This is a genomic window from Tenacibaculum sp. IMCC1 (assembly GCF_054906355.1).
In genome coordinates this window covers 722,630-743,265 of sequence record NZ_CM142818.1, presented here as the reverse complement: position 1 = coordinate 743,265, position 20,636 = coordinate 722,630, and the positions used below count along the sequence as shown (strand labels likewise).

Genomic DNA, 20,636 nt, shown 5'->3' with positions numbered 1-20,636 from the left:
ATTAAAATAATTGACTGTTAAAAAGAGGTTTTTTGAATAAATACCATTTAAAACGAATTCCAATCTCAGAAAAAACAAAACCAGCAGCTGTAGTAGATGCAATATTACTTTGATTTCCAAAAACGTTCAAAAAACTTCTTCTATTTAACTTATAACCTATTTTACCTTGAAGACGGTAAGTACTTTGTTTTTCGTTATTTTCAATAAATTGATAACCTACAGCTGCTGTTAATTCATAAAACCATTTATGTGTTTTAGTATCATTTTCATTTTTAATTATATTTAAGAAGAGCTCAGAAGCGTTAAACTCTTCTGGACTAAAATACAGTATTGGAACTTGATTTTTAAAAGAAATATATTGATAATTAAGACCTATCTTTAAAGAAGGTCTCTTTAATACATTGTAGTATAAAGATGTAAAAAGTAAATCTCTTTTATTATTATCATTTTGTGAAGTGTAATAATATTGTGTAAACCATCCCAAATTAAAGTTAGTATTTAAGTTATAATTAACAACAAAATTATTTTGAACAATTTCTCTTGCTATCAAAGCAGCATTAAAATTTTGAACCTCTCTTTTATAAGCAAAACTTAAATTTTGAAGTTTAAAAGGTTTTATGTGTAAGCTTACATCTGTAAGTAACTGTTTGTAAGAATTTACCTTTGTGGTAGAAGAAGTTATTCCAATACTACCATTGAGAGTAATGTTGTTTTTAAGTTGATAAGAAGCTCCTAGTAAAAGGTTATTGGAAGTAGCCTCATCTTCGGTATCAGAATTATTAGTTGTTCTGTAGGTATAATTAGCTGAAAATTTAAGTTTAGTATTTACTGGAAACTCAACGTTGGTTAAAAAAGAATAAGCGTTATTATTACCATTATCAAAAGAGTATAATACTTTAGTTTCTGTAAAAGGAGTAAAGGTTTTATTTAAATTATTTATAAAATTTAAGGCATCTTTTTGGTTGTTATATATCTGTAGAGTTCTGTATGCACTATTGTAAGCTTTTTTATAATAACCAAGAGCTTTTAATGTGTTAGCCTTACCAAGGTTACCGTCAAAAGAAGCAGTGTCTTTTTTTAAAATAGTATTATAGTCAGTAAGACTTTTTTTAAAATCACTCTTATAAATATTTAAGGTAGCCCTTAAAGAAAGCATCCAGTTTTCTGGAGTTTCTTTTGTAGCTAACAGTTTATTTATTTCTTTTTCAGCCAAACTATACTTTTGATTCCAAATCAAAGCTTGTATATATCTTTCTTTTGTTTGATTTATAGTTTTAGCATCGGTAGTTATATGTATATTTTTAATAGCTTTTTCACTAATTTTTAAGGACTCCTTTTCTTTAAAATTTAAATGATTTGTGAGTGATAAACCATTTAAAGAAATTAAATAATTTTGGGGATTATTACCAATAGCGAGGTATGTTTCTTCAGCTTTTTTTAATTGTTTGGAAATAAGATATAGTTCTGCTAAATTGAGTAATGTTTCTTTATCATTAGGAAAAAAATGTAAGTTTTTCTTCAAGTAGTTTTCAGCAATAGTGTATTTATGGTTATTTTTTAAGAAATTAGCATAACCTAAATGAATGTATTTTTTAGATAATAAAGCATTATTATTTTTTGGGGAAATGATTAATGCTTTGTTAATGTATATTAATGCTTCTTTGTATTTTTTTAAGTTTGATAAGGTGTTGGCATAACCTAAAAGTACTGTAAAGTTTTTTGGAGCTTCTCTTAATAATTGTTCATAATATTTTTTAGCAAAGGTATAATTGTTATCCCATAATAATGATTCTGCATAATTTATCTTAATTTCAAAATCATTAGGAAATTTTTTTAATAAATTTTCAAATAATAAAACAGCTTTTGTTGGATTTCCGTTTAATCCAACGGCTCTTCCATAACATAAGTTTGCAGTTTTATTGTTTGGGTATGTTTTAAGAATTTCTTTAAAAAATGCAAGAGCTTTATCGTATTTACCTGTCTCTAAATATGTGTAACCTTGTTGCATGTCTTGAGCAAGGCTATGTAGACTAATAAAAAAAAATATTAGAGGGGCAATATATTTAAGTTTCATATTATTTTTTTGTTAATGCAAGTTAAGCATTAGTATTTAATCTTTCATCGAAAGTAAATTGTTTTTCGTCGATAAACTGTTTTTTTTGAGGATATTAAGGAGATATTTGTAGTGTTAATAACCTATAAAAACTTTAAATCATGGCTTTACAAATTTCAGAAAACAACGGAACTTTTTATTTAAACGGAAAAATTAACAGTACAACAGTTAGATCTTTCATAATTCATTTTGAGTACTGTATAGAAAAGTGTAAAAATGTTGTAATTAACATTGATAACGTAAATGAGATTGGAGTAACAGGCTTGAATGCTATTAAAACATTAATGGCAATTGCATTAAAACAGCATAAAATGTTCTCTGTAGTAGGGTATGGATGCAAAGAAGTTTATGATCATTTTTATTCTTCACAAGTAGCTTAACAACAAAATAGCAATCAGTATGATAGCAATAACAAAAAATAATTATAGAATTAACTCAGAGCATTTATTTATGATAAGTGCTCTTTTAGTAAATGGAGGAAATTATATTTATAACCTATTACTAGGTAGAATTCTTGGGCCAGAAAAGTTTGCTGATGCAGCAATTATGATAACTTTTTTATTAGTGTTTTCTTTTGTCGCTATGACTTTTCAATTAGTTACAGCAAAATTTTCTGTGATATTTGAGCAAAAAATTCTTAAGTCGTTTATTTATAAGATGAATAGAATAGCTGTCATATCTGGAGTTGTTTTAGGTATAGTAATAGTTTATTATTCTAAAGACTTACAACTTTTTTTTAAAACAACAACATCTAATATGTTCGTTATTTTTGGAGTAGGGGTTCCATTATACTTTTTAATGAGTATTAATAGAGGTTTTTTTCAGGGTAAAAAAAAATTTGGAGCTTTAGCAGTTACTTATCAATTAGAAATGATAAGTAGACTGGTGTTTACACTAATATTATTATATTTTTTAGAAATAGATTCATCAATACTTATTGCAATAGGTATTTTTTGCTCTTTTTTATTTGGGTTAATACCTTTCAAGATTCAAAAGATAAAACCAATAAAAGAAATTAAATTAAGTGTATCTCAAAGAAAAATGATACGTAGCTTTTTTTTAATTACTGTTTTTTATGAGCTTACTCAAATAATTATTAACAATAGTGATATTTTATTGGTAAAACATTATTTTGAGACTTATGATGCAGGTTTATATGCTTCACTAGCTTTAATAGGTAGGGTGGTTTATTTTGTAACGTGGATGTTTGTAATGTTATTGTTACCAAAAGTAGTACAATTAAAAAAGGAAGGCAAACCCACACGTTCAATTTTATTAAAAAATGTAGGTTATATTTCATTGCTAATTGTGGTATTAGTTGCTGTATGCTCTCTTTTTCCTAAAGAAGTTGTATTAATATTATTTGGGAAAGATTATATAGCTATAGCTCCTTTATTATGGAAGTACGCACTTGCTACGGGAGTTTTTGCAATATCTAACGTTTTTGCATACTATTATCTATCTTTAGATAAATACATACCAGTCGTAGCATCTGGTATTTTTGGGTTACTACAAATTATCTTTATAGTCTTGTATCATAACACATTAGGTCAAGTGGTAAATATGCAAATTTTAGCAATGACACTATTATTAAGTTTACAATTAAGTTATTTTCTTTTAAGAGATACTAAAAAAACCAACAACATCTAAACATTAATACCATTAAACTACAGATATCTGTATTTCAACTAAAAAAAGGGCTTAACTTGTTGTTTTGTAGGATCTTTGAAATGTAAATTAAACAATACTAACCATGAGACTAGCAATTGTAACAGCATATCCACCAAGTAAAGTAACGTTAAATGAATATGCATATCATTTAGTTAAAAACTTTAGACAAAAACAAGAAGTAACGGAGCTTATATTGTTAACAGATACAACCAAAGAAATAAAAGATGTTAGTTTTATTGAAAATGGCTGCAAAGTAACAGTAAAAGAATGTTGGAAATTTAATAGTTTATTTAATATTATAACAGTAACTAAAGCTATTAATCAAGTAAAGCCAGATGCTATATTATTTAACCTACAATTTATGAAGTTTGGAGACAAGAAAATTCCTGCAGCTTTAGGCTTAACTTTACCACTGGTTTGTAAACTAAAAAAAATACCAACAATAACTTTGTTACATAATATTTTAGAGCAGGTAGATTTAAAGAGCGCAGGTTTTACTTCTAATAAGCTTTTACAAAAAACTTATAACTTTATTGGTACTTGTTTAACAAGGTTAATTTTACAATCAGATACTGTAGCTGTAACTATTGAAAAATATGCAGTGATTTTAAAAGAAAAATATAAAGTTAAGAATGTAAAGTTAATACCTCATGGTACATTTGAAATTCCAAAAAAACCATGTTACGAGTTGCCAAAAGGTCCCATGAAAATAATGACTTTTGGAAAATTTGGAACTTACAAAAAAGTAGAGGCTATGATTGAAGCAGTTGAAGTAGTGAGAAGTACAACAGGATTGAATTTAGAAATAGTTATAGCTGGTACTGATAATCCGAATGTAAAAGGGTATTTAGAAGGAGTAAAGGAAAAATATAAAAATGTATCTCAGATTGTTTTCACAGGATATGTAGAAGAAAATGAAGTAGAAAATTTATTTAAAGAAAGTGCTGTAGTAGTTTTTCCTTATACCTCTACAACAGGCAGTTCTGGAGTTTTACATCAAGCTGGAAGTTATGGAAAAGCAGTTGTAATGCCTAATTTAGGAGATTTAGCATTGCTTGTAAAAGATGAAGGTTATAAAGGTGAATTCTTCGAACCAGAAAGTGTAACAAGTTTAGCTAAAGCAATAGAAGCAATCGTAATAGATGAAAATTATAGGGTAGAATTAGGTAAAACAAATTATAAGGCGGCAACAAAATATCCTATGGAAAGAATAGCAAGTTTATATCTTGAAGAGTTTTCTAAAATTATAGAAACAAAAAAAATAACATCAAAAAACTTAGTAACCAATTCTACTGTTTAGAAATATATTTAAAAGAAGGTTTCTTTTCCCCATTATTTTTAATAAACCCGAATTTTTTTTGTGGGTTTACTCTCCAAGGGCGTTTACCTACAACGCCCTTTGGTATTTTACTAAAATCGTATAAAGTCCAAGAAAGAAAAGGAATATTGTTTGTTGTTAAAATATGCTGCATGTTTTTAAAATATTCAGCTTGTTTTTTTTCAGACCCCTCAAAAAAATTCCATATACCACTATATGAAGACATACCAAACTCTCCTAAAACAATGGGTTTGTTAGGCAAATTAGATTTTAACTTTTTATACTTTTTCTCAAACATTTCTAAATTATCATAATAATGGAAAGAAATAAAATCTAATTTATCACTTAAAAGGTGAGCACTTTCAGTGTTTGACCAGCCAATAGTTACAGGGTGTTTTGTATCAATGGATTTAACCAAGTATAATAAATGTTCTAACCAAGGAATAACGTTTTCTTTCCCTCTGGATTTAAAATCTAAATTAGGTTCATTTTTTAAATCCCATGCTAAAACGGCATTATGGTTTTTAAATTTTGAAACAATTTTCTCAGCATGTTTGAAGGTAAAAGTCCAATCTAGCACATCGTAATTTCCATAAAAATCAAACAGAGTAACAATTACCTTTATTCCTTTTTTATCAGCTAAATTTAATAGTAAATTGAGTTTTTTTAATTTGTTTTCATCCACATTTTCCTTCCCGAAATCGTCATAAGGAACAAATATCCTAATAGTATTTAAATTTGCTCTTTTTATAATATTAAAGTCTTCTTCAATAATTTTTAATTCAAAATTATCACCAAACATGCTCCATGGAGTAGCTTGAGGGTAATAATTAATACCTTTAATATTAGTATATTCTAGATTTGTTTTCTTTAAATCTTCTTGAAAAGAAGATGAACCTTCTTTAACAAAATGTCTTATACGCCAAAAACCATCTTCAAGTAACAAAATGGCTTTATAGTTTGAAAACTCTGTAGTTTCATGAATATTATATTTATTTTTAATTATTCTTTTATACTCTAAAACATTTTTATCTTCTAAAACAGCTAATTGTCCGTCTTCACTAAAAAAAACAATATCAGGATTATGTTTTAGAGTTGTAGCGTCTATTGTAATGTTTAGGGAATCGTTATATTTAATGATATTCTGTATATTTTTACGAGCATTTTTAGTGTAATAATCGTTTATACCTGTAGTAAGATTAGATTTATAAGCAATATGTTTAACATACCAACCATCTAAATAATCTTTTTCAATTTCAGTTAAGGTTTGTGTATCCATAATTCTACCTTCATTTCCATCTTTTACCCAGGTTATTTTAGGTATGTAATTACGAATATCTTTTAATTCGGTGTGTAATATTTTACTTCTATCAGCACCTGTGTTAAGGTAACTGTATAAAGAGCTAATTAAAAAAAGGAGCATAGAAATAATAATAATGTAAAATATTATTAAAGATGAACGCATTATGTTTTTATCTATACCTACCATAGTTCTATGTTTTTAAATTCTTTGTAAATACCAGCAGCGTCAGTAGTTATTTTATATATCCCTTTTGGTAAAATATTAGGGTTTAAGTTAAAATATACATAACCATTTTGTGTTTCTTTGATGAATTCTTGTATCAAGATGTTGTTTTGGTATAGTGAAACTTTAACCTTTAATCCATCAGGTATCATTTGCCCCATAAAACTTTGTAATGGTCCTATACTAATAGTTCGATTCTTTTCAGTAAAAGAAACTATATAATTTTTAATAGCCTTTTTATAATCTAATATTATCCTATCACTTTCAGCAATTCCAATAACATAAGCTTTTACAGACCATTGATCTTCATAATCTGGATGAACTATTTTTGCAGTAGCAATACCGTTGATAGTAGTACCTGATGTTTTCAATACATTTCCTTTACTATTAGTAATAAAAAAATCTACAAAACTACCATCACTTATAATATTATCATTAGTGTCTTTTAATTGTGATGTATATAAGGTTGTAATTTGATTTCCATCTGCATACTTGTGATGTCTTTTAGCAAAAACGTTAAAATTAACAGGAATTGCAGGCATTATATTAATATCATATTCCTTAGAGTGTAATTTAAAACAGTTTGAAGAAATTAAAACTCTACCGCTTTTTGTAGGAGAGTATATGTTTTTGTATGCGATTAAGTTTTTAGTAAATACTTTTTCTTTTTGGGTATCTGTTAAAAATTGTTGATTTATTGTAATAGGGGTGTTTTTTTTTAGAGGATTGTCCAATATATCTGTTGGTATGGTAACAATCATTGCATAATCTTTTCCACCTGCTTCTATACTAGGGGGACCTAAGTAGGTTTCTATAAATGTAGGTTTATTTTGTGCAATTATAGTAATCTTACCAGAAAGTACTTTTTCAGTATTAATGAGTGACCAGTTAATGATACCTTTTTTTTTGCTTAAAAACATTGGAATATCAAAGATTAAAGAATCTTTTTTAGAGGGGGTAATTATAGTGCTACCATAACTATTAGCGCAATATAGTTTGTATTTTGTAGATTTATGAGTATTAAACTTTAGTTGAATTAAAGTTCCTGCTAAAAACTCTTTTTTTGTGGATAATAACTTTAAAGTTGTATTATTACTTTCATTGTATTGTGCGTTTACACAACTAATAAATAAGCATGTGATACTAAAAAAAAACTTCTTTTTAAACATCGTTACTTTGGATTTCCTATAAAGTTATTCATTTCAATTTTTACATATTTATATTTAGGGTGTGAAATTTTTTGCAATTCTGAAAAAGCGTGATTTTTAACCCTATTTGGAATCAATTTGTTAGAGATTTCTTCGTTGGGAAGTCCATTAACAAAACAATTTTGCATATCATCATTAATAAATATGATTTTTTTATCTTCTAACAATTTATAATTAAAATGTTTTTTGCGTTGTTGTCTAATGCCACTTTTAATAAATAAATGATCTACCCAAGCTATTTTTTTATCTTTATTATAGTATGTAATGATTAATTGAGGTACGGTAATCTCTTGAATTCCACTGTTAAACAATGTTCCTTTTATGTTTTTTTCTTCTATAATAAGCTCACTTAAGGCAAGGTCTTTATATAAATCAGAATTAGAAACATTTCCAGCTGCTTGTAAATTGAATTTAGTAGGTTGCTCTTCAAACTCAATAGGTGTAAACTCATCAGGATTAAATGTTTTTGGTATGGAATCAAGTGTTTTGGACCAGGCTATACCTTCAAAATTAATCCTAAAAGAACTAATCTCTTTAGGCATTAGTTTATGTTTTATATGATACTTTGCATTATAAGTAGCTAATTTTTTATTCGAATCATTATATAAAGTACCTTTAATAACAACATCTGCAGGTACATTATCTATGTTTTGTATTTCACCAATAATAGCATAATGATTATCAAATTTCACGAGCTTAGCTGTAACGATTTCTAAAACAGGTTGTTTTAAAACATCTTCATGGTGAGTTTGTTCAGTTGTAATTCTTTTTCTTCCTTGATTAAAATATCCTGTTTTATTATTTGAGTAAAGTTGATCAGGAGGTAAATCAAAATCAATTACATCAGGTTGTAAAAACCATTTACCGTTTAGTTTAATAGCCGTTTTATAATCTGTTTTATTAATTTTTTCTAAAGGTGTAATCCATTTTGTATGCACAGTTATAGTAGCTAAGCTATCTGTTTTTTTAGTAACAACAGTATTTAAAGCGTCTAGTTTAGCATAAGAGCTTAATAAACCATCAGTAACAGAGACTTCTAACATATATTGTGCTATTGAAATATTACTTTTTGGATTAATAAGGTTGTAAGCTTTTTCAAATTGTTTAAAATCTAAAGCATCATAATAAGATATTACAAGGTTTTCGGGCGATTGCTGTGTATTGTTTTCAAGATAAAATTTATACATACCAAAAAAAGAAATAACAGTTAAAAACAGTAACCATATATGAGCAAAGGGTAATACTTTTTTTGTAAATCCAGAGTAATTTTTATAGGCTTCAATACATAGCACGTAAGTATTCTTTCTCATTTTTATGTGCTTGTTAAATAAACTCTTGACATTTAAAAGTAAAGCGAAAATAACAGTTAGAAAAGGAACTGTTCCCCAAAGTAATTTTTGCCATATAGCTACATCTTCTTTTGGTAAAATAGAAGAGAGAGGTGGAATGTTTAATTTTTCCCAAACTATTATACCGTTTTCTAAAGGAGATAATCTTTGCCAACCACAGAAATATAAGATGGGATCATAAAATTTATCATTAGAAAAAATATATTTTAAATTATACTTTTCTGGAGTTGTTAAAAATTGTTGAAGCGATCCAATACCGGCAATACCTTTGAATTTTGAATTTTCAAGTCGTTCTATAGGCCTTGTTGTAAGTTCTGGTAAACGTCTTGCAGAATGATAATTTCCATCTACAGTCATAGCGTTTGTTTGAGCAGATAACCATGCCATTTGATCTCCAAAACCAAGTGTAAGATAACGCCATTGGTCGTGTTGATCTTGGTTTAGAAAGTTAATAATAGGCAACATTTTTATTTTTTGAGGCTGTGATGGTCTAAAATAGCCAAGACTCATTGTGAAAATAATGGTAAATAAAAATAAAGAGGCTATTAATCCTGCAAGTAAACGGTGGTAAATTCTTCCTAATTTTTTATGAATAACGTTTTTTAAATCACCATGTATAAAGTGATAGGTTATTTCTCCAAAAAGTGGTATTGCCATAATAGAAGCCCATAGGGTAAACCTATCTAAGGTTAAAATATTAAAAGCATTTTCGCCCAAAAGTTTTAAAGGAACTGGGGTAGTACCTCCTGTTCCTAAAATAAAAAGCATAGTAAAAGAAATACCAATAAATAAAAAACGCTTACTAAAATATCTATAAAAAAAATAAGGAAGAAAAACTAAAAGTATTCCCCAAGGAATCATAAAAAAAACCAAACCAGAAGATGTAACTTCTAGAAAATTATCTCTAGAACCATGTGGTATTGGAATTTGTGTAATAGGATTTTTTTTAGAGTTAATCCAGTAAGGTAGTAAGCACCCTACTATGATTACTAGAGCTAAAATTATAAAAAGGATATTATACTTAAACTGAGATTTAAATTTAACTAAGAATAATTTAAATGTAATTTTCTTATACGATTTAACTTCATCAAAACAAACATCCATAATAACCATTCCTATTAAAGGTAAAATAAAAAATACCATTCCAAAAATAGGAGTAACATGATGCGAGGTTACAGTAACTGAAATTAAAGAAAGAGATGTAAGTAAATATTTATATTTTTTTGTTTTTAACCACAAATAAATCTCGGGTAAAGCATGCATTAAAACAGAAACACCAATAATACTGGGTAATTGTCCAAAAATATGTAGTGTTTCTAAAAAAGAAGAAGAAAGAGCAGCTGTAATTGCTGCATAACCAGCTATTTTTTTATTAGCAGTTATAAGTAGAGAAAAACGATATGCACCAGAAATAAAAAGTATAACGCCTATTATAGCTACAGTAAAAAGCCCAAATTTTAACCCTCCTATATACGACAAAGCAGCAATTGATTGATGTACCAGAGGTGGGTAGCTCATTACAGTAAATCCAGTATACCATTTGTAGTTCCAAGGCTCAAACCAATTACTTGCATAATGCTCTGCAAAAAACAAATGTATTAGAGCATCATATGTGTTTTCTAAGGTAAAAAAGATAAAAGAACCATGAAAAGCTATACCCAAAAGAAGCGCTAATATTAAAAGTTTGTTTGATTCCTTTCTCATTGAAATTTATATAGTTAGCTTTTGTTATTGTAAATATAAACGATTTAAAGATATAATATTTTTTGTTTAACTAAAGTAAACTACCATTCGTCTAAAGAAAACATCCCTTTAAGTGTTGTAAGTCATTAAAAAAAAGATACATAGCTATTTTTGGATCAAATAACTGTTAAAAATTTAATTATGAAAATACTAGCTATAGATGATCAAAAGCTAATATTAATCCCCCTAAAGAAGAGATTGTTAGAGTTAGGTTATGATGTAAAAACTGAAACGAATGCTTTTGAAGGTATGAAATTGTATGATTCATTTCAACCAGACTTAGTTATAGTAGACATGAATATGCCAACAATATCGGGTATGGAGGTTATAGATTATATAAGAAACTCTAAAAAACCGTCTACATCAGTAATTGTATTATCAGGAAATACAGATGATAAAATGATAACTAAAGGTTTTGATTTAGGAATTGATGATTACATGAAAAAGCCATTAAGCTTAAATGAAATTTGTGTTAGAGTGAAAAGGCTAATAGGGGCTCCTGAAAATATAGTAAGTATAGAAAAACAAAATAATCTTATCATTAAAGAAAGATGTGTTGGGGTAGTAATACCTTGTTATAATGAGGAGAAAAGATTACTAAGTAAAGAGTTTACCAGTTTTATTGACGAGAATTCAGGGTATCACTTATGTTTTGTAAATGATGGAAGTACAGATAAAACTTTAGACGTGCTAAATAATTTGAGAAATGGAAGAGAAGATTTTATAACAATATACAATTGCGAAAAAAATGGAGGTAAAGCAGAGGCTGTTAGACAAGGAATGCTACACATGGCAAACTTTAAAGATTTAGATTATATAGGTTTTTTAGATGCAGACTTATCTACAGACTTGTTAGATTTTGATGACTTAGTTTCTACAATTGAAAAATCTAACTTTAAAATAGTTAGCGGATCAAGAATTACTAGAATGGGGGCTAATATAACAAAAGAATCTGCTAGAAAAATAATTAGTCTTACCATTAATTTTATTATAAGAAAAATATTATCAATGGATTTTAAAGATACACAATGTGGAGCTAAAATTTTTCATAGAGATGTAATTGATATCGCATTTAAAGAAAAGTTTATTACAAAATGGTTATTTGATGTAGAGATTTTTTTAAGAATTAAAAAGCATTTTAAAATTGAAAAAGCAAGAGAAATGATGTGTGAAAAACCTTTAAAAAGATGGATACATGCAGACGGGTCTAAGCTTTCTATGAAAGATTCTATAAAAATAATAGGTCAATTAGGTCAAATAGCATGGAATTACAGAGTAAAAAAAAAGAAAGACTCAACGCTAATTGGTAAAATGAAAATGGAAGAATTTTCAATAACCTTGAATAACTAAGCAAGTATAAATAAAAAGATTTAGCAAGTAACTATTAAAATATTAAGATATGATTAATGAAGCTACACAAACATTTAATTTATTAGCGCTTACAGGGCAGATTCAAAATTATGATTGGGGAGGTGATAATTATATCACAAAGTTGTTAAAAAGAAAAAACGACGGAAAAAAAATAGCAGAGTACTGGTTAGGAGCACACAGAAAAGCCCCATCTATAATAAAAACATCTGTTGGAAATCAAACTTTAGATAATTTTTTAAAAAGAAACTTAAAAAAATGTTTAGGTAAAAGAGTAGCAAGAAAATACGGAAGATTACCTTTTTTATTTAAAGTGTTAGATGTAAAAAAGACATTGTCAGTTCAGGTTCATCCTTCAAAAAAAAATGCAGAAAAAGGATTTAAGGAAGAAAATATTTTAGGAATCCCATTAACAGCACCTTACAGAAACTATAAAGATGATAATCACAAGCCGGAAATTATGGTTGCTTTGAGTGAATTTTGGTTATTACACGGTTTCTTACCCAAAAGTAAATTAATAGCAAGATTAGAAGAAACACCAGAATTTAAAAAGTTAGTTAATATATTTAAAGAAGAAGGATATTTTGGATTATATAAAAATGTGATGGAAAAATCAAATGAAGAAGTATATGAAATATTAAAACCTTTAATAGATAGAATTACTCCATTATATAAGAACAAAAAATTAGATAAAAATAGTCCTGACTTTTGGGCAGCAAAAGTTGTTGATGAATCTACAAATAATAAAAAACTAGATAGAGGAATTTTTTCTATATACTTTTTTAACATAATGAAATTAAATAAAGGAGAAGCTGTTTTCCAAAAAGAGGGAGTACCCCATGCTTATTTAGAAGGTCAAAATATAGAATTAATGGCTAATTCAGATAATGTTTTAAGAGGAGGTTTAACAAAAAAACATGTAGATGTTGCTGAGCTATTAAAGAATATTGTTTTTGAAGAAACAAATCCAGAAGTTTTGTATGGTTGTTTGAAAAAAGATAATTTAGAAAGAGTGTATGAGACAGAAGCAAAAGATTTTGAATTGAGTAAAATTAATATTGCAGAAAGTCAAGTATACAAGGCAAAATCTAGATCAGTAGAAATTTTAATAGTCATTGATGGAGAGATAGAAATAGTAGAAACAAAATCTGTTTTAAATTTAAAAAAGGGACAATCAGCCCTCTTAAAAGCAGGAAGTATTTATAAAATAACTTCTAAAAAGAAAGCAACAATTTACAAGGCAAAAGTACCTTATTAAAATTAGTTTAATATTTAAAAGTTGATTGTTAATTTTAAGTCATAAAGTTAATAATACACAAATAATACTCATTTAGCTTGTAACTATTTTTACAGGTTAGGTGAGTTAATTTTTTAAAATTAAGTAACAATAAAAAGTTAAGAGAAATTGTAGTAAGAGTCAAGATGTTAAAAAAATGTGAATTTTTTTATTCTTCAACTTTGGAAAACAGCAAATTACTGCATATGTTTGCACGGCTAAAATGAAATTGTTAACTCCTTATTGCTTATGAAAAAAATTACTTTTTTCTTTTTTGTTGTATTTTCTCAATTAGTTTTTTCTTCAACCGATAATCCCTTAGATAGTATTTCTAGGTCAGAAAAAGCACTTCCTAAATTGATTGAGTTTTCTTCTAAAGTAAAAGGAGAGTTTGATTTCGATTATGTTAAAAATAATTACTCAGACCCTAAGGTGGATACGCTTATAGCAAGAGCTGCTTCTGTTTTTGAAGCTATACATAAGACTGGAAGCTATGTAGATGTTTTAGGTTCTGATGATATGATTAGCTTGCCTGTTGGTGTTAAAAAGAGAATAGGGAAAAACACAGCGATATTAGGAGTTAGCAAAGCTAAATTTTTTCCGGATTATACAGAAGTAACACTTTTTGCAAAACTAACAATTGGGCAACTAGGAGTTAATGGGAAGCAGCAAGAACTTTTCTTTGGGGCTGATAACATAAAAATATCTCATAATGGGGGAATTTATGGCGATACTAACATATCGTTATTTGGAGATGTAGCAATTCCAATACAAGGTAACAAAGGATTATTAGAGTTAAAGGGAGGCTTTAATATGAAGACAGGTATTGTAGAAAACAAGACCTATGTTACCATAGATTGTTCTGGAATTAAAGAGATAGGAGTAGCAGCTGATGTTTTATTTTCTAGGGATTTATTAGAACCTTTAGATTCTAATAATACTGTTATTCAAGATACAAGAACACGAGTAAAAGGCTCTTTTAAAACAGTAGTGTCAGACTGGAACGATATCATTGCTGAGATAAACTTCAGTCATCCATTTCAAATTAAGGATAAAAATTCTACAACAGGTAGAGGTAAAGGAGGCTTAATCTTTGAAGTTAAAAATGCTGTTTTTGACTTTAGTGATCTTAGAAATTCTGATAATGTTAATTTTCCAAAAGGATATAAAGAAAAGTACCTAGTTCCTGGGAATGAAGAATTGTGGAGAGGAGTATCTATAGAAGAAATAAAAATTATTGCGCCTAAGGAGTTTATGAAAAGAAATGAACAAAATAGGCTTAGCTTTTCAGCAAAAGAATTTCTAATTGATGGCGAAGGAATAACAGGGCAATTCTCAGTAAAAAATCTTTTTTCTATCGAAGAGGGAATAGCCTCAGGTTGGCAAATTTCCGTATCTGATTTGCATGCATCTTTTATAGCAAACAAGATAACAGGAGGTGGTTTTGGAGGGCATGTAGCATTGCCTACTTCAGGAAAAGTTACAAAAGAAGATATAATTAATGAAACAGAACATGTAAAAGGAATAAGAAAAGCTATTAAATATACCGCTATAATAGATGTTGGAAATGATGATTATAGTTTGGCTTTAGAGCCTATCGCAAAAGAAGGGTTGCATTTTCCTGTTTTGATGGCAGAAGCACATTTAAAGTCAAATTCTAGTTTAACACTCAAAGTTAAAGATGGTAAATTTAGACCCAAGGCTAATTTATATGGTAGTTTAACTATTGGAGGGAAAAACAGTAATGGAAGCAAGTTGGTTGATTTTAAAGGTATCACATTTGAAAATCTCCAATTGCAAACGGAGTCTCCATATTTTTCTGTTGATTACATGGGGTATAAAGATGATGTGAAATTTGGAAACTTTCCAGTAACAATATCAGAAATAGGACTAACAGCCAATGATAATAGAATAGGATTAGGTTTTGCGTTGGATGTAAACTTAATGAATAAAGGGTTTGCTGGAAGTACAAAACTAAAAATTAAAGGAAAATTTGAAGATAGGAGTAATACGCATAGATGGAAGTACGATGGAATAGATATTCAAAGAATAAATGTTGAAGCCGATTTAGGAAGTGTTAAGTTTAAAGGGTTAGTTGATATTAAAGATAATGACCCAATTTACGGTAATGGTTTTTACGGGGAGTTAGAGGCTGATTTTAACAGCATCAATGTAAAAGCGACAGCTTGGTTTGGGAAAACAGATGTAAGGTATTGGTATGTTGATGCTTATGCTGATTTATCTTCGTTGAAGACTAAACCTATGATTGGACCTGTTGAAATTAATGGCTTTGGTGGTGGAGCTTATTACCATATGAAAAAGACATCTAACCCGCCTAAATTAGTATACCAAGGAGAACTGGATCATAAAGGAAACCCTGTACCAGTTAAGACTCCAAAACCTCCTTCGGGGATGGATTATGCTCCAGATGCTAACTCAGGTTTAGGATTTAGAGCAATGTTAGGATTCGCATTGGCTAATGAAGGAGCCTTTAATGGAAAAGTAGGTTTTGAAATGGCATTCAATATTCATGGAGGTTTAAATAGGATATTTTTCTTTGGAGAAGCACATATCATGAAAGGTTATAAATTGGAGTTTGCAGATAAATTCAAAGAAAAACTAAACAACCTTGAAAATAAAATAAATGATTTAGCAGATAATAAGATAGTAAAAGGTTTAAAAGAAACAAACTTAGTAGAGTATAGTAAAGTCTCGTTTCCTCAGGACGGATTAACTTTTGATGTAGGGATTGATGCTCATTTTTCTATGGAAATGGATTTTGTGAATAATTCTTTTCATAGCGAAATGGAAGTATATGTAAATACTCCAGGTAACTTTTTTAGTGGTGTTGGAGATAGAGGTAGGGCTGGTTGGGCAGTTTTTCATACAGGTCCAGATGGTTGGTATTTACACATGGGAACCCCAAAAGATCGTATAGGACTTAGAGTAGGGGTAGGAGGTTTTAGTGTAAGTGCAACAACCTATTTAATGATTGGAGATAAAATACCAGGGAGTCCACCACCACCACAAGCCGTAGCTGATATTTTAGGAGTAGACTTAAATAGTCTGGACTATATGAGAGATTTGAATGCGTTAGGAGATGGTAGAGGTTTTGCAATTGGTATGGACTTTAGTCTAGATACAGGAAACATGAATTTCTTAATGTTTTATGCCCGATTTAGAGCAGGATTAGGATTTGATATCATGATTAAAGATTATGGAGAAACTGCTTGTAAAGGAAGTGGACAGATTGGTATAGATGGTTGGTACGCAAACGGACAGGCTTACGCCTATTTAGAAGGAGAGTTAGGAATACGAGTTAATTTATGGTTTTACAAGGCAAGAATACCAATAATAAAAGCTGGAGCAGCAGTATTACTACAGGCAAAATTACCAAATCCTAGTTGGTTTAGAGGATATGTTGGAGGTCATTTTAATGTGTTAGGTGGGCTGATAAGAGGTCGATTTAGATTTAAAATTGAAATTGGAGATGAATGTGAAATAATTGGAGGAGCTCCATTAGGAGGGATGAAAATAATTTCAGGAGTAACACCTGATAATGATGCTACAGAGGTAGATGTCTTTACGGCACCACAATCTGCATTTAATATGAAGATAAATAAACCTTTTGAACTCGAAGATGATAAAGGAGTAAAGACTTATAGAATTTTACTAGATGAGTTTATTGTAAAAAGTAATGGAAAAATAATTGAAGGTGAATTAGAATGGAATGAGTCACACGATGTAGTGAATTTTGTTTCTTTTAATGTTTTACCACCACAAAAAACTATACAAGTAAAAGTAGCAGTTAGTTTTCAGGAATTTAAATCTGGAAGTTGGATTACATTGATGCATAATGGCAAAAAAGCCCAAGAAATAGAAGAAAGAACTTTTACTACTGGAGTAGCACCAGACTATATTCCAGTTGAAAATATAGTATATACATATCCCGTAATAGATCAGAAGTACTTTTATCAAAATGAAAGTACAATGGGTTATGTAAAATTAAAAAGAGGTCAACCTTACCTATTTACTCCAGAAACTAATTGGAAACAAAAAGTGGTATATAGTAACGAAGAGGGGCATAATTTTGTGAATTCAGTTTCTTATAGTAAAGGAGATAGACAGGTGAGTTTTAAGCTCGGAGAGTTTAATAATCAAAAGAAATATACGTTGAAATTGATTAGTTCACCAGATGCAGGAGAAGGTTCTGTAAACGAGACTTCTTATATGAAACAAGATACCGGTTATGAAGGTAATATGGTAGAGATTAAAAACAAAGAGGTACAAAGTGTTGTTAATAACGAAGCAGTAACTGAATTATTGACCTATGAGTTTACTACAAGTGAATATAATACGTTTGCTAAGAAAGTAGATGATAAGAGAGTAGTGAAACATTATCTAGAGCCTATTTATTCAGATGTACATGCTATTCAAACAGATGTAAGAGAATCAGAAAGATTTGATAGGATTGAGTTAGAAGGAGGTAAGTATTCAGGAAAGCAACCTTTAATTGAAGCAGAAGCAATTTTAGATGATAATTATTATGAAGACAGAATTTATCAGTTAATTTATGAAAAATATCCTCTAGAACCTGAATTTACTGTTAATAGAGATGTAAAAGATTTAGGGATACCCCCTAAAAAAGGAATTGATATCTTAACTTGGTATGTACCATATTTAAGAAATAACCCAACATTCTCATTATTAAGCAAACGAATTCCTTATCGATATAATTTACCTTACCACTATAAGAGAGACTTTATGGATATACAGTATAAAGTGGTTAATAAGTATTTAAACGATCCTACTGAATATGCATCACAAATACAGAAGTACAATTATATAATTAATGGAGTGTTCCCTGCAATATGGTCAGGAAAATATAAAGTTAAAATGCAATATGTTATGCCTGGAGGAGTATTAGGAACAAGTACAGTATTTAAATATAAAAACCCTTTTTAATGCTATTTAACAAGAAAATAAATATAATATTCTCGCTAATTTTTATACTCTCAACATTAGTTGTTTTTTCACAAGAAATAAAAACAAATAAGAATGTAATAAAAGTATTAGCAAGACCACATAGTAGTCATAAAATTATGTTGCGTTGGGGAGCTACAACCCCAATATCCTTTAGAAAGTTGGCAAAGTATGGTTATAGGTTAAAAAGGTATACTATTAGTATTAGTGGACAGACATTATCTAAACCTATAGAGAAAGATTTAGGAGTTTTTAAACCTGCAGAACTACAGAAATGGATTGACATTATAGAGAAGAATAACAACGCAGCTATTATGGCTCAATCATTATTTGGAGAAAGTTTTGATGTAGAAGGAGTTGGTTCTTTACAAGGAATTATAAACATGTCTCAAGAACAAGAACAACGATTTACTTGGGCATTGTATGTGGCTGATCAGGATTTTGAAGTGGCAAAATTAGCAGGACTAGGATTTGAAGATTTAAAGGTAAAATCTACAGAAAAATATGTTTATAAAGTTTTTTCTTTAGTACCGAAAGAAGAAATGAAGATTAAAGATGGAGGTGTATTCGTTGGACTTCAAGATTACCAAAATCTGCCAAAACCGCTAGATTTAGCAGCTATTTTTGATGATCAAAAAGTAATGCTAAATTGGAATTATGCAATTCATAAAAATGAGTTTAACAGTTATTTTATAGAACGTTCAGAAGATGGTATAAACTTTAATGAACTTAATAAGCTACCCTACACAACATTAAATAGTGGTGGTAGAGTAGATACTAAGAGAATTTACTATACAGATTCTATTCAAAATAATAAAACATATTATTACAGAGTAAAGGGAAGAACTCCGTTTGGAGAACTAAGCCCTCCTTCAGAAGTTATTTCAGGTAAAGGAGTAAAGGTATTGCCTTATGTACCAAAAATTTCAAGTAAAAAAATTGTAAATAACAATAAAAGTGTTGTTTTAGAATGGAAGTTTTTAGAAGAAGGTGTTGATTTTATAAAAGGCTTTGAATTAAATAAAAGTAATAAAGCGAATGGACAATACGAAACTGTCGTAAGAAATATTTCCAGAAAAATAAGAAAAGTTAAATATGATAAGCTAGATGCAACAAATTACTTTACGATTACCGCTATAGGTAAGCAAGGAAATAGTAGGACATCGTATCCTGTGCTAGTACAACCAGTAGATTCTATTCCTCCAGTAAAACCAGTAGGTTTAGAGGGAGAGGTAGATAGTTTAGGAGTGGTTACCCTAAAATGGAAAAAAAATATAGAACCAGATATGTTGGGGTATCGAGTTTTCAAAGGAAATAATGTTAAAGAAGAGTTTTCACAGATTACAGTTAGTCCGCATCATGCTACAACTTTTTACGATAGTGTTTCAGTAAAAAGTTTGAACAATAAAGTATATTATAAAATTGTAGCGGTAGATAAGAGATATAATATGTCTGAATATTCAGATGTTTTAATATTAAAAAAACCAGACTTTATTCCGCCAGCACCACCAGTAATAACATCATACAATGTTGAAAAAGAGACGGTAAATTTAACTTGGGCCAATAGTCAGAGTAATGATATAGCAAAGCATGAGGTGTATAGACGAGTTAGAGATAGTATAAAATGGAATTTAATAGCTACACTACCCAAGGATACCTTACATATAGAATATACAGATTGGAAGGATACTAATGTAGAAGGAAATACAGCTTACCAGTATTTAATTAAAGCTGTTGATGAAAGTGATTTACAGTCTATTAATACAAAACATACCACTATTGAGGTACCAAGGTTTACTTTACTAAAAGGATTGAAAAACTTAGGAAGTTATGTAGATAGAGGTAACAATTTTATTGAATTATTTTGGAAAACTGTAAATAAAGAAGCTATTGTTGAAATAATGATTTACAAAGGGAAAAAAGATGAAAAAGTTTCTTTACTAAAAAATGTTTTACCTAGCACAAATAGAATAGTAGATGAAAATGTAAAGCCCAATAATATATACACTTATATATTGCGTCCAGTATTTATAGATGGTAGCATGGGACAAATAAAAAAAATAGAAGTAAAGTATTAATTGC

The 20,636-nt window shown here is 28.9% G+C and carries 11 protein-coding genes; 7 read left to right on the top strand and 4 right to left on the bottom strand.

What is annotated here, in order from left to right:
* Window position 1: 1 nt before the first annotated feature.
* Window positions 2-2,074: a tetratricopeptide repeat protein gene (locus ACXIHB_RS03410; RefSeq protein ID WP_173360329.1), complete on the bottom strand. Its 2,073-nt coding sequence runs from the start codon at window positions 2,072-2,074 to the stop codon at window positions 2-4.
* Between the two features lie 140 nt (window positions 2,075-2,214).
* Here ACXIHB_RS03410 and ACXIHB_RS03405 point away from each other — a divergent pair, with 140 nt between their 5' ends.
* From ACXIHB_RS03405 to ACXIHB_RS03395, 3 genes are all read left to right on the top strand, one after another.
* Window positions 2,215-2,493 carry an STAS domain-containing protein gene (locus ACXIHB_RS03405; RefSeq protein WP_159491304.1) on the top strand — a complete coding sequence of 93 codons (279 nt, stop codon included), beginning with the start codon at window positions 2,215-2,217 and terminating at the stop codon, window positions 2,491-2,493.
* Between the two features lie 19 nt (window positions 2,494-2,512).
* Window positions 2,513-3,763: an MATE family efflux transporter gene (locus tag ACXIHB_RS03400; protein ID WP_462098906.1), complete on the top strand. Its 1,251-nt coding sequence runs from the start codon at window positions 2,513-2,515 to the stop codon at window positions 3,761-3,763.
* Window positions 3,764-3,866: 103 nt separating this feature from the next.
* Window positions 3,867-5,084, top strand: a complete 1,218-nt coding sequence (locus ACXIHB_RS03395) for a glycosyltransferase (RefSeq protein ID WP_047788960.1) — start codon at window positions 3,867-3,869, stop codon at window positions 5,082-5,084.
* On the opposite strand, the gene ACXIHB_RS03390 is transcribed toward ACXIHB_RS03395, so the two are convergent.
* From ACXIHB_RS03390 to ACXIHB_RS03380, 3 genes are read right to left on the bottom strand one after another with little or no spacing between them, the layout of a single operon-like run.
* Window positions 5,074-6,591: a cellulase family glycosylhydrolase gene (locus tag ACXIHB_RS03390; protein ID WP_462098905.1), complete on the bottom strand. Its 1,518-nt coding sequence runs from the start codon at window positions 6,589-6,591 to the stop codon at window positions 5,074-5,076. The genes ACXIHB_RS03395 and ACXIHB_RS03390 overlap by 11 nt on opposite strands.
* Window positions 6,585-7,796: an Ig-like domain-containing protein gene (locus ACXIHB_RS03385; protein ID WP_047788958.1), complete on the bottom strand. Its 1,212-nt coding sequence runs from the start codon at window positions 7,794-7,796 to the stop codon at window positions 6,585-6,587. Before ACXIHB_RS03385 ends, ACXIHB_RS03390 begins: the two co-directional genes overlap by 7 nt.
* 2 nt (window positions 7,797-7,798) lie before the next feature.
* Complete coding sequence (locus ACXIHB_RS03380; RefSeq protein WP_047788957.1) at window positions 7,799-10,888, bottom strand: membrane protein; 3,090 nt, start codon at window positions 10,886-10,888, stop codon at window positions 7,799-7,801.
* Between the two features lie 180 nt (window positions 10,889-11,068).
* Between ACXIHB_RS03380 and ACXIHB_RS03375 the strand changes: the two genes are divergently transcribed.
* The 4 genes from ACXIHB_RS03375 (at window position 11,069) to ACXIHB_RS03360 (ending at window position 20,632) form a co-directional block, all read left to right on the top strand.
* Entirely contained in the window at window positions 11,069-12,277 is a 1,209-nt protein-coding gene (locus ACXIHB_RS03375; protein ID WP_073183557.1) for a response regulator, read from the top strand.
* Between the two features lie 49 nt (window positions 12,278-12,326).
* Window positions 12,327-13,553, top strand: coding sequence for a mannose-6-phosphate isomerase, class I (gene manA, locus ACXIHB_RS03370; protein ID WP_462098904.1), 1,227 nt, complete (start codon window positions 12,327-12,329; stop codon window positions 13,551-13,553).
* 267 nt (window positions 13,554-13,820) lie between these two features.
* Entirely contained in the window at window positions 13,821-18,536 is a 4,716-nt protein-coding gene (locus ACXIHB_RS03365) for a hypothetical protein (RefSeq protein WP_462098903.1), read from the top strand.
* Window positions 18,536-20,632: a fibronectin type III domain-containing protein gene (locus ACXIHB_RS03360; RefSeq protein WP_462098902.1), complete on the top strand. Its 2,097-nt coding sequence runs from the start codon at window positions 18,536-18,538 to the stop codon at window positions 20,630-20,632. The genes ACXIHB_RS03365 and ACXIHB_RS03360 overlap by 1 nt, the downstream gene beginning before the upstream one ends.
* The last annotated feature ends 4 nt before the right edge of the window (window positions 20,633-20,636 follow it).